At 41.8% G+C, this 12,848-nt stretch carries 6 protein-coding genes; 2 read left to right on the plus strand and 4 right to left on the minus strand.

Annotated features, from left to right (window positions below):
* Nucleotides 1-13: 13 nt before the first annotated feature.
* The 4 genes from QE382_RS15810 to QE382_RS15825 all read right to left on the minus strand — a co-directional run bounded on the left by QE382_RS15810 (nt 14) and on the right by QE382_RS15825 (nt 6,856).
* Nucleotides 14-1,486 (minus strand): RagB/SusD family nutrient uptake outer membrane protein, encoded by a 1,473-nt coding sequence (locus tag QE382_RS15810; RefSeq protein WP_307186755.1) that lies wholly within the window; start codon nt 1,484-1,486, stop codon nt 14-16.
* An 18-nt stretch (nt 1,487-1,504) separates the two neighbouring features.
* Nucleotides 1,505-4,822: a SusC/RagA family TonB-linked outer membrane protein gene (locus tag QE382_RS15815; protein WP_307186756.1), complete on the minus strand. Its 3,318-nt coding sequence runs from the start codon at nt 4,820-4,822 to the stop codon at nt 1,505-1,507.
* 197 nt (nt 4,823-5,019) lie between these two features.
* A complete protein-coding gene (locus tag QE382_RS15820; protein WP_307186757.1) occupies nt 5,020-6,177 on the minus strand; it encodes a FecR family protein in 1,158 nt (385 codons plus the stop codon).
* 88 nt (nt 6,178-6,265) lie between these two features.
* Nucleotides 6,266-6,856 (minus strand): RNA polymerase sigma factor, encoded by a 591-nt coding sequence (locus QE382_RS15825; RefSeq protein WP_307186758.1) that lies wholly within the window; start codon nt 6,854-6,856, stop codon nt 6,266-6,268.
* 515 nt (nt 6,857-7,371) lie between these two features.
* Between QE382_RS15825 and QE382_RS15830 the strand changes: the two genes are divergently transcribed.
* Nucleotides 7,372-7,929, plus strand: a complete 558-nt coding sequence (locus QE382_RS15830) for a DUF4382 domain-containing protein (protein WP_307186759.1) — start codon at nt 7,372-7,374, stop codon at nt 7,927-7,929.
* A gap of 338 nt (nt 7,930-8,267) precedes the next feature.
* Nucleotides 8,268-12,776, plus strand: coding sequence for a PDDEXK-like endonuclease domain-containing protein (locus QE382_RS15835; RefSeq protein ID WP_307186760.1), 4,509 nt, complete (start codon nt 8,268-8,270; stop codon nt 12,774-12,776).
* Nucleotides 12,777-12,848 lie beyond the last annotated feature (72 nt).

Here is a 12,848-nt window from a genome sequence, read left to right on the forward strand (position 1 = left end):
ATTGTATACCTAATTAATAACGTTGTGAGGTTTCACTGTCCGGTAGCGGAACAGTGTAATTCGTAAGTACCATGGTCTTCTCCGGACTGATATTGAGTGTGGAAGAATTGGGTAAAGCCTGCATGGCATTCCTTTTATAATAAAAAAACTGCTGTCCTTCACCCAACATTTCACGTCTGAATTCTTTGGTGATTTCGGTTTTCAGTGCCGTCTGATCGACGGGTGCAAGCGAAACGCAGTTGCGTGCGGTGCGCAGGCTGTTGAAATAGGCCGTCGCCTTGGCCAGTTCGGGGGAACATTCTGCCGCAATCAGCAACACCTCGGACAGTCTGATAAGCGGGATCATATAGCGCCCGGGCCCATCGATCACATCGGCATATTTCATATTGGTCGTCGCGGTAGTCGTACCATTGGAAGCACTTTGCCAAATCCGACGACGGAAATCATTGTTATCATCATAAATGGCTCTTACGCGTGTATCGTTGACATCGCCGTTGGAAAAAGAAAGTTTGTTATTTGATTGCAGGCTGACATCAAATAATCTATTGTACATCTCCTTTCTATTAATATTGTATAAGGAGAACATCACTTCGGTCGAAAACATCCGGTCTGGCTTGTCAACACTTACAGCACTTGCAAAGGTGACAAAGGGGAAAGTCATTTTATCAGCCGATTGTACTTCGGTCAAAAGCTCTTCGGCATATTTTAATGCTGCTGTCCGATTGCCCATCCAAAGGTATGTTCTTGCCAATAATGCCTTTACAGCATAGTAATTGAGCCTATACTGCCGATAATAAAGATCATTCTCTCCTGTCGGGCTACCTTGATTACGCACACCTTCTGTCCGTATCGGATCACTGTCCTGCAACAATAAACGAGCTGCTTCAAGATCTGCAACAACATGGCCGGTAAATTCTTCGGATCCAAGTAAGGGTGCGATGTCATAACTGATTTTGTCGATGTAGGGTAATGCTGGCTTGTACTTGCTGTCTTCGGAATAGATCGGCCCAAACAAGCGGAGCATATCGAGGTGGATCATCGCCCGCAACGCCAGTGCCTCGCCTTTGATGATTCCAAAGTAGGGCTGCGGCAGGATCTCAGTCGGAGTATTCCCACATTTGTCCAGAATAACGTTGCAGTTGGCGATAAGCTCATAGGCTTTTTTCCAAATCTGCTCGAAGCCAGATTTGACACTCGCTTCTGTATAGACAAAGTTGGTATACTTGTCAAACACATGTGTAGAGCCATTGATGTAGTAATATTGTGCCAGGACGTCTATAATTCCCGTGCTCATATGCTGTCCGTAAAGATCCGTACTGGCCATTTCGACGTAGACGCCGTTGATCGCTTTCATAAAGCCGGCCCGATTGACAAACAGCTGTTCCTCTCCCAGCCTATCGGCAGGCTTGACATCAATCCATTTGCTGCACGAGCTTGCTACAAGGGTGAGACATGAAATCAGGATAATGTACTTTAGTATTTTCATTTTTTAGATCTTTAATTATTAAAACCGAATGCCAGCCGAAAATGAGACTGACCGTGCGAAGGGATAATCTATTCCGCGTTCATTTGTTATGGTCGAAAGATGAAAGATATCATTCATATAAGCCCTAAAAGTTACCGAAGAGGCGCGGATCGATCTTAACCAACCAGCGGTAGTAGTCTCGTAGCCAACCGAAAATGCCTCACCGACGAGCATATTGTTATCCGCAACAAACCGCGATGAAATGGGTGTCTGGTCTGTATTGGAAATCGCTTTGAATTTTGCCTCATCTCCCGGTTGCTTCCAGCGGTCGTACAATGCCCGTTTATCCTGATTAAGTGCGACATCCCTTGCCGAAATATTTTCTACCTTTTCAAAAAGTGTCTGCATAAATGATTGTCCACCCCATCTGTAGCGCAAGTTAACCGAAGCCGAAAAACCCTTGTAGTAGAAGCTGGTACCTAATATTCCTTCGAGGTCGGGATCGCTGTTTCCCACAACGACTTCATCGCTGTAATCATGCACAAAAGTCTGTTGGTCATTCTTATTTAGGAAGACCTCCCGTCCGGTCGCGGGATCGATACCCAAAGACCGCACGGCCCAAAGGTCAGATGGACTGCCTCCGTCATAATAGCGGATGAGATTACGGCTTTTATTGGCCTCGTTAAAATTGTTGAGCTGATTGCCAATATTTTGATATTCTGCTTTTAGCTGTCGCATATTTAGGTTGACACGCCAGTTGAATTGCTCTCGTCGAAGCAATGTGTAATCTCCAGCTATTGTAAAACCATGGGTAACCTGTGCGCCCATATTTTTAGCCACTGTATTTACACCTGTAGAGGTGGGTAATGAAACAAGCACCAATAAGGGATCTGTACTCTTTACAAAATAATCGAGATTGAGGCGAAGTCGGCTTTTAAATGTCGTAAGATCCAGGCCTAAATTGCGGTCCAACGTTGTCTGCCAGCGTAGTCCGCTATTGCCCATATTGCTGATAATTGTACTCGCCCCAAAGGGATTACGGTTTTCATTATTATAACGGTAAACACGCATCGATATATAATCGTCGAAATTCTGATTACCGGGATTACCAATCGTAGCTCTCAAACGCAATTGATCAATCCAATGAAACTGGTTGAAAAAGCTTTCGTTATGTGCGTTCCAGGCTAAACCTAAAGACCATATGGTCGAAAACTGACGTTCGGATCCAAATACCGAAGAACCGTCAGATCTTAAGGTCGCATCCAACAGATAGCGTTTATCGTAAGAATAGCCCATATTCATAAAGAAGCTAGCACCACGCCGCTTGGATTGCGTGTAGTCCGCACGTTGTCCTTCGGGATAGCCTAAAGCGAAATTTGGGTTTGAGAACTCATCATCAATAAACCCTCGGACCTGATAACTACTACGTTTGTTAGTGGCCTGCTCCATTCGTGCTCCCAGTACCGCATTGAGCATATGTTTGTCTGCGAAGAGCTTCCCATAGGTGAGACTAAAATCGCCGTCATAATTCACATTCTTACCATTGTTTTCCTGATAGGATCCTTTTTGCAATTGGTCTGTACCCACGAATTCCACATTGAAGGGCGAGCGGAATATTTCATCGTGCAAATTTAAACTGCGCAGACCAAAACGCCCTCTTGCCCGCAACTCGGGCAACATGCGCCACTCGACCTCAAAATTATTGGTAAAACCCTCGGATCCCTGTGTATTTATGTTCAAATTGTTGAGGTCGTAAAAAGGGCTATAAATTGGATCATAACCGGAGCGACTCGCGCTAAAGTCTTCCAATACCATTTTGAGATTTCCATTTTCATCGTATTTGCGATGATAGGGATTGGCCCTCGAAAATGTGGAAAAAGGAGAAACTTCCTTATTCGCCACTACATGGTCAATACTCAATGAATTGGTAAATGATAAATCTCCTTTTCGATACAAGAGACGAATATTGCCGTTAGTTGTCTTTCGGTCTGAAGCTTTCATGACGCCGTTGACAATACCATGGTTAACAGAAACGCTATATCGTAAGCTTTGGTCGCCACCTTCTGCAAAAAGTGTGTGCCGTTGATTAACCGCAGTGCGCAAGGGTTCGTTTGCCCAATAGGTATTGACACCGCGACGCACTTCTCTTAAGCGCTCTAAATAATTAGCTTCACTGACGGGATTAGCCCCTAATATAATCTGCCCTTTGTCATCGAGCATGCCATAGAAGCCAGACAACAACTCAAATTGTAATTTTTCTCCAGCATTCATGAGGTTGTAGTCAGTGAGGTCTGCAAAGCTAACGCTACCATTGAGTGTATAGTTGATCCGTAGCTGTCCGGGTGTAGGGCGTTTTGTTTCAACCACCACCACCCCATTGGCGGCTTTAGAGCCGTAAATGGCCGACGCGGCGGCATCCTTGAGTAAAGTGATGCTTTCGACACGATCCATACTGAGATCCGCTATCACGGCCAACGTACTCTCAAAACCGTCTAAAATAAAAAGTGGCTGATTGGGGTTGGAACTGTATTCGTCAGTGATGCCAATCACACTGCTTTTGCCCCTAATCTCGATATCGGGTAGGCGATTCGGATCAGATCCAAACTGGTTATTATCCACAATGGCGAAAGCGGGATCCAAGGTTTTAAGGCTCTGCAATACATTCTGATTACCCACCATCTTCAATTCCTTGGCTGTATAAGTGGATGAAGAGCCGGTAAAACTTTCCTTGTTACGTTGGTAGATCCCTGTAACAACAACATCTTTGATTTCAGTAGCAGCAGCGGGTTCAAGTTTTACTTCAAGAAACTTTTGACCGCTGTAAACAACTTCTTTAGGTTTCATACCGAGGTGACGGAATAGTATAATAAGGTTTTCGTCTTGTAGGCTTGTAGCAAGCAACTGAAACTGCCCTTTTGCATCGGTGGTCGTTACCCTATTTGTTCCCTTTATCTGTACAGTGACACGCTCCATGCGCTCACCTGACTCGGCATGGATAACTCTTCCGGTAATGCGTTGCTGTTGAGTAAAAATTTCAGCGGACTGGATTTTCGGATTGTTTTTTTCTGAATTAAAAAAAGAAATCGTTCGATCTTCTACCTGATACGTTACAGGCTGATTGCGCGTCACTATGCTGAGAAAATGATCCAGTTCCATATTTTTGACGTCTATCGTAAGAGGCACAGTACTGCTTAGGGCATGCTTGGTACTGAAAATACTGTAGCCCGTTTGCTGGCGAATGGCTTGAATCACTGTCTCCAGGGAAACATTACGGCCTTTGAAGGTAATTTGTTGTGAATAACTTTTAGCACTCACAGCGCATATTCCAGTCAATAGTAAGAATAGTGTAATTCTCATCACTTTTAATAAGTAATTTTTATTCATTAAATTTACGTGGGTTTGGTTAGTGCAAAATCTGCTAATTGAGTTGGTTTGGTTTTGGTGCAACCGATAATTAAAGGAAAGGATGGCCGTCCTTTCCTTCTTTTATTCGGCTCTCTTTCTGGTCAATAGGTCTGTCTCATCATCATCGTAGTTTAGGTAAATAGTTTTTTTTAATAAATAATAAGCTCTCGCTTGTGGATATCCAGTTGGTAACGAACATCTGCGGCATCCAACAACCGCAGTACAAGGTTAATTTTTTCATTGCGATAGGCATCCCCCACCAATTCGACGTTTGGTATCTTGCCGTTATACTTAATCGTTAAATCATACCAACGACCTATTTCAGCCATTGTTTCTTCAAAGGATTTACCGTCAAAATTAAATTTGCCCTCCTTCCAGGCAATCTCCGTCTGCGCATCTACAGTTTTTATTTTTGTCAGATTTCCGCGGGTGCTGGCCTGCTGTCCCGGTTTCAGAATAATTCTTTGGTCAGCTACATGGATATTGACTTTGCCTTCCAACAAGGTTGTTTTTGCAAATGCCTGCGTGGAGTATCCGTTGACATTGAATTGTGTACCGAGGACCTCTACGGTCTGCCTTTGGGTCTTTACGAAAAAAGGAATACGCTGTCCTTTCGTGCTGAACTGCCCTTTTACCATAAAAAATGCTTCTCCATCTAGCGCCACTTCTCTTTCAGTAGATGCGAACTTTGCGGGATAACGTAATCGTGAATCAGAGTTTAACCAGACCTGTGTACCGTCTGACAAGGTAATGTGATAGACGCCACCTTTGGGAACATACAATTGCAAATCGCTCATCTTATTCAGATCGACATTACTCGCTAAGCTTCTTCCGTCTGCGTAATGAATCGCACCATCCACAACAATCCCGTCTTGTGCAGTATCTAGCACGACCTTTTGTCCGTCCGCTAAAAGGAGAACTGCCCGGGGCCCACCGGGCAAAATAGTATCTGAGGAGGACTGTACTGCAAAATCCGGAGATTTCACGTGCTTATTTCTCTTAATTCCAAACCAGGCCAACAATGAAAGTATCAACAACACGGCTACAGAAGCAGCCCAAAATTTCGCCTGCATCCTATAAACATTGGTTTTAACTGCTGGCTGATCGATCCTGATCTTGGTGAGTATACCGTTGAGCATACGCTCTCGGACCTGTTCCTTTTGCAAAGGCTCATCAGTAACGATGGTCACCTCCTCGTCCGAATAACTGTTGTACCATTCCGTGAGTTCGGCCAATTCCTGCTGAGAAATTATACCCGTCTGAAATTTGACTATTAAATCTTCTATATAATTAAGATCGTTATGCATGAATTAAAAATTGGTAGTAAGGGTGTTTCCTATCTAAATAGACAGTAAAAAAGATGGGTAGGGTGAGTCTGCCCAACAATTTTTTTTATTAGCGAAGGTAAATCGAGAAAAAAACAATGATTGTAAGAAATTCGGTATTGTTTCCTAGATCTTTTTTCGCTTTTTTAAGATGTGACTTGACTGTATTTTCTGACAAATTGAGTTTGTCAGCGATCTCCTTCGTTGTAAGGCCTTCATTTTTGTTCATAACAAAAACAAGCTGACACTGTGGCGGCAAGTTTTTGATGGCCTTATCAATCTGTTGTTGGAGCTCCAGAATGATAAGTTTCCGCTCTGGCGAAATGGAATCGATGACGTCCTCTTGCGGGCTGTATCCTGCTAATTTTTGGCGTTTCTGCTTATTCTGATAGATGATGTTGAAGGTCTGATTGCGGACTGCCCGTGCTAGGTAACTGGATAGTTTTTCATTTTGCAAACTGAAAGTTGAGCGAAGTTTCCAAAGTTTACAAAGCACATCCTGCACACATTCTTCAGCTTCCTGCAGATTTCCCAAGCGATTAAATGCAACAGCCAACATCTTATCCCAGTATCGGTCATAAATTTCTATCAACACGCGCTCATCATTGGTATTGAAGAGGGTCAGGAGATCATAGTCGCTATATTTTTTATAATTAAGCATTTAGGCAGATTGTAAAGCAAAGCTAAAAAAAATCTTCTTATTCAAGAATAAAAGCGATAACAATGTATTACACTTGGAATAAATGAAATTGTAGAATTTACTTATTTATCTTCTATATATTGAGCGGCAGGTCTAGTAGTTGCAACTTTGAGTTTTTCTGCAATAATTAACAAGCTTATAATTTCATACGGTGCCGTACCAAATCCCATTAGCCCTTGATGTCGTCAACAGACATTACTTGTAAAGGAATATTAGCAGTGATTTTTCGATCGGTTATAACAGTCGGGGAGCTTTCTCCATTTAGTTACACTGGATCTATTTTTTTTTACTCGTGTCAAATGAAACGTATAACTAATACCTGCTATCGATCTGTTGAATTGTCTTTTTATTACCTCAACAATTTGCCTTTAGCAGATCAAATGGGTTGGGTATAGTGTAATTAGGTTCACTAATCATCCTATTTTAAAAAAAACAAACGATGCCGACTTCCCTTGTGTTCAACTTAAAAAACAATTATGACCCTTATTTTTAGTAGAAAAGACACAAAGTTAACCGCCAGCAGGGTTTCTACCCTCTTGTATCTTATGGGCGTGGCCCTCCTCATACTTTTAGTTAGCTGCCATGAGGACGATAGCCCCGCACCCGAGCAGGCGCACTTAAAAGTGAAGGTAAAAAGTGTAGGTGATCCGTATGATGCAGTCCACCTCGAGATCCAACAGCTATGGACACGCACGTCTGCAGGTGGCGGAAAAATCGAGGCAAATAAAAGGGTAAACATCCTGGGAATTCAAAAGGATAGCATCGTCGCGGGTGGGTATGTGCCCCATGGCACGCTACAGGAAGTTATGCTAAAGGTAGCCCCTACAGGGAATGAAATAATCATAGATGACCTTCCCTATGCTTTACACACGCCACAAGGACAAATTATCGCGGTGAATATCGCAGCCGACAGTAAGCTTTTACCGAATGAAAGCCATACATTAATGCTTCATATTAATCTGTCAGATTTCATCCAAGAGACGGCAGAAGGCAAATTTGTAATTAATCCTAATCTCACCGCAGTACTGGATTAAGCGACAGGTATTACACAACTAATGTATAGAATAAAATGCATAAACCAAATATAACACAGTTTATGCGTTAAATACTGGTCATTAAAAAACCACTTTAAACTTTGAATTTGACCTTCCAACCCATCTTTTAATGATTTATTGATCTAACAGTCCATGTGTACGAAAGGCAAAAATCTAGGGCACAAACAAACTTACTTCTCTGGAATTGTTAGAAAAGTTTATTTTAAATAGGGAAAGGTGTGTACCAAAATTGTTGACCTGCTTTGGTTAGGTAATTTGATTCCATTGCTGATTATACCGAATATTTGTATATTAGGATAAATACAAATATTACAGTTATGTCATCCAAGATTTTCCTGCAATCATTACAGAGTAAATTAAAAGGCGGCAACGCTCGCTCTATTCATTTAAATGCATTGCCAGGGCGGTTGGCCACCCGGTTAGACCTCCAGCAGCTTGACCTCATCGAGGATGGCCTCGCCAAATTATTTTTGGATACGTTGTTGACCAAAGCACACGTTGAATTTAAGATTTCATTTGATACAATAGACCTTAATGAAAAAGATGCGGAAACTCAAAAGAAACTGACCTTAATTTCTAAACGACTGAACTCGATTATCATAGAAAATGAAGATTATTTTAAAGAACATGGGATGAAGACCCTCGGGTTCGGCTATCCTATTCTTATAAAAAGATCTTCAAAAGACCCCTCGAAAATCATAAAAGCCCCATTATTCATTTGGCAACTAGAGGCCGTTAAATCTAAAAACAAAGTCAATGAATGGTCGTTTTTGCGAAATAAAGTGGTTCAAGCAAATGGTAAAATAGTGGATTCAGATATTCACCCGATTAGTATCAACGAGGTGCTCCTTTCTTTTATCAAAAGCGAAGATGACATTACTCTCCCCAATCTTGCTAATGAAGCCTTAGAAGACGCACTGATTGATAGCAACGAATTAGTGAACGCTTGTGCTGAAGTACTGGAAGCACTCAATGCGAATAGTAAAGATCAGATACTCGAGGTGCTACGAAAAAACTTTGAAACAGCCATTAACGTATTACCCGAAGCATCCCAGATAGATGCTATCGCCAATAACAAAGCTTACATTCATTTTGGTGGTATTTTTGGTTTGTTCAGAGCGCAAAAAGAAAGTATTATCACCGACATTTCCCGCTTATTAGATCGCTTCGATGCCTTTGAATTTGATGAGCTTAAAGTAGAAAATCTATCGACAACACCTTTCAGTGCCGTAGAGACCGACCCAAGCCAACAGGCCATAATAAGTGCTCTCGGAAATGAACCGAATCAAATAATTCAAGGCCCTCCAGGGACGGGCAAAAGTCAATCATTAACTGCACTGATTACAAATGCTCTTGCCAATGGACTAAAGTGTCTGGTCGTCTGCGAAAAGAAAACAGCGCTTGATGTGATTAAAGCAAATATCGAACGTACGAATACTCAGATCGGCGCTCTGGTAGGTGTAATTGATGACGTAAACGATGCCCGTGAAGCAATCGTAGATTCTGTCAGAGACCGTCAGATCGGAGTTCCGTTTCACATCTCAGTAAGGCAATCCCAAAACCAATATGATACGATAAAGTCAAAACTCAAGGAATCAGCTGAACGTATCAACGCACAGCATGCTGCCTTAGCTGAAACGGTCTACGGCGATAAGAGTTGGCCGCAGATCGTCGGACGGTATTTGGCTTTATTAAAAAACTTTAACCAAGTGCCGCTCAAAAATATTATACCGAAAGAGGACTTTGATTTCGCTCAGGATCACACAGAACTGGAAAGGACACTGGTTGTTTTAAAGCATAGCCATAATTTATTTAAGCAATCACATCAGGTCCATTCCATATTTAGACCACTATCAGACGATCTATTTTTAAATCAACAGGTTGGACCATCGCGTGTAAGAATTGAAGATTTTATTGCATACGCTCATAAACAGCTCCCAACTATTGAGCAGGTTATTACTGAACTTCAAGTAATTGGAAAGCAGTGGGCTGATGATTTTTTGAGCGGCATCCCCGCAATAATGCAGCAGGATTTTAAGCCCTTTTTAGCATTTTGTATTGGAGATTCAGTGAAGGAAAAGGAATTACCATCTACTTTTCCTCAGGAACAGCGAATCAATGAAATTGTCGTAGGATTACAATCTGTCCGGATTAAAGCACTACAATTTTTCAAGCAATATGATGATGCTTTACAACAACATTACAGCAGCTATTATTCATCGCTAAGCCATGCACTATCAACTTATCTTGGCTACGCTGAGTCAAGCATTGCGCAATATGGTAATAACTTATTAAATAATAGTAGCGGCGCAAAATTTAAAACAAGTTTGTTGAGTATATTCTCGGGAAAGCACAAGCAGATAAAACAAACAAGAATTGAATTAAAGAATCGCATCGCGCAGGTAAGATCATTCCATGTTCAAAAAAATTATATTGAACATCAATATAACGACCATTTGGAAACGACTGATTTATCCATTTATCTCAACAATATTGAGGAACTACGACAAAAGGCAGCGAATTGGAAAGAACAATATCCTTATACGATAGATAGCTATTTGGCTAATATTAATGATCATCGTTTTCATGCTGAACTGAGTGAACTAAAAGCGCAAGTAGCTCCCCTACTTCAAAAATTGGATAGTATAGAGCAAATGCTAATCGCTGATTACAATATCGTTCCAACGACTCCAGTTACTGATATCAACGGCTTGATTGAGGCAGTACCTTATCTAATTGAGAGAGTTACTTTTCAATTAAGGCATTTTAATCATTTTCGTGACTATTACGCGGCACGCGCTGATGCCTATCGGAGTCTACAAAACTCGATTGACGATATTGAGAGTAACCAGTTAACGGGAAATATAACAAATGGAATATTTCTGCCGTATACGAGTCTTCAGGCTGCACAGGACCTATGTCATACGATTAAGCATACCTTTACAATGTTCAATGAACATATGAGTGATTTCCGTAGCTATCATGAGTGGAAATCATTTTTCCTTTCAGTGGACGAAGTGCAACAAAAGCTTGTTACCCGAATCAGCATTCATCTTAAAGACCATTGGGCTGATGCTTTTGAATGCTGGTATTTGTATTGGATACTCACCACAAATGAACCACAGGAATTGCCAAAAAGCGATTATCAACTACAACAATATCAGCAGCAAAAACAAGAGTTTAATAATGCGCAGCTGAATAGCATTATTGCTTTGTGGACGGAAAAACAGGCTGACGCTGTAGGAAAGTTCAAATCCAGAGGACAAAACATAAATAGTTTGTTTAACAAAAAGGGAGCTAAGGGAATGCGTCGCAATTCACTCCGCACCATTGTGAATAGAGAATTTGAACTATTTACTGATTTCTTTCCTGTACTATTGGTCAATCCTTCGGTCTGCAGCTCGATACTGCCGCTACAGGAAGGAATTTTTGATGTGGTCATATTTGATGAGGCCAGCCAGCTGCGTCTCGAAGATACCTACGCGGCTCTGATCCGAGGGAAGGCTAAAATTGTATCCGGTGATAAGCACCAGATGGCTCCCTCCTCTTACTTCGAGGGAAGTGGAGCGCTGCTTGACCCGATTGATGATGAGACAGAAGACTCCGAAGATGAATTTTCAGATCGGACTGCGTTACAAGCTGCTCAGCTTAACCTCGCGGATAGCGAATCCTTACTCGCTTATGCTGTAGACAAGGGGTTCGTTGAATCTTATCTAAAAGTTCATTACCGCTCTAAACACCCTTATCTTATCGACTTCTCCAATCATGCGTTTTACGGAAATAGGTTAATGCCTGTTCCGGCAAAGGAGCACTACACTCCTATCGAATACTTACAGATTGATGGATTGTATGAAGGGCAAGTAAATAAGCAGGAGGCACTGAAAGTGGTCGAATTGTTACAACAGATCATGAAGGATGGCAAAGATAGTATCCCAAGCGTAGGTGTTGCTACGTTCAATATCTATCAACGCAACTTAATCCTGGAGGAACTGAGTGCAGTTCGCCAGCATGACCCTGTATTCGACAGTTTAATGGCGCAGGCAGGAGAATCATTCTTTGTTAAAAATCTCGAAAACATTCAGGGCGACGAACGGGATATTATCATTCTCTCAACGACATTTGGGCGAAAAGCCGACGGCTCCTTTAGTCAAAACTTTGGTCCGATTATACAGGGCAAGGGACATCGCATGTTGAATGTAATCATTACTCGAGCGCGGTTTAAAGTATATGTATGTACTTCTTTCCCGCAGGAGTATGTTGGTCAGTACCCAAATCTTATCCAGCAGAATGGCAATAAAGGACGTGGTATTATGTACGCTTACTTTACTTATGCGAAAGCGGTAAGTGAAGGGAATGACAACTTGCGGAAGGGCATTCTTGAATTATTGAGTCAGTACTGTTCAGATAAACTGTATGAACCCGCGGAATTTAGCTTAGGGTCTGAGTCTCCGTTTGAAGACGAAATATTTGAACAACTTGCACAGCATATTGGCGCAGATCGCTTAGAACAGCAGCATTCAGTAGGCGGTTTTAGGATTGATATCGTTGTAAAATCTAAAATAAGCAACAAACCACGAATCGCAATAGAGTGTGACGGCGCAAAATACCATAACAGTCCGGAAGCTTACGCCTGGGACAACTTCCGCCAGGAGCAACTTGAAAGATATGGATTTATATTCCATAGGATATGGTCCATTAAATGGTGGGATGATACCAACGGAGAGTTAGAGCGACTAATTGATTTTATCCGTCAACAGGATCAGGAAGAGGCAAATTTAGGTAACCATGTGCATATCGCAACGAAAATCAATATAAGTGATAATTAGTGATGAATGGATGATCTAACTATACCAAAAACAAGGAGGAGAATTGTTATTGTAATGGTGACTTTAAAAAGG

The organism is Sphingobacterium zeae, from assembly GCF_030818895.1.
Classification (GTDB): domain Bacteria; phylum Bacteroidota; class Bacteroidia; order Sphingobacteriales; family Sphingobacteriaceae; genus Sphingobacterium; species Sphingobacterium zeae.

Bases quoted from the DNA above. Each gene is read 5' to 3' on its own strand.
- QE382_RS15810 (WP_307186755.1), bottom strand. From the start codon at position 1,486: ATGAAAATACTAAAGTACATTATCCTGATTTCATGTCTCACCCTTGTA.
- QE382_RS15815 (WP_307186756.1), bottom strand. From the start codon at position 4,822: ATGAGAATTACACTATTCTTACTATTGACTGGAATATGCGCTGTGAGT.
- QE382_RS15820 (WP_307186757.1), bottom strand. From the start codon at position 6,177: ATGCATAACGATCTTAATTATATAGAAGATTTAATAGTCAAATTTCAG.
- QE382_RS15825 (WP_307186758.1), bottom strand. From the start codon at position 6,856: ATGCTTAATTATAAAAAATATAGCGACTATGATCTCCTGACCCTCTTC.
- QE382_RS15830 (WP_307186759.1), top strand. From the start codon at position 7,372: ATGACCCTTATTTTTAGTAGAAAAGACACAAAGTTAACCGCCAGCAGG.
- QE382_RS15835 (WP_307186760.1), top strand. From the start codon at position 8,268: ATGTCATCCAAGATTTTCCTGCAATCATTACAGAGTAAATTAAAAGGC.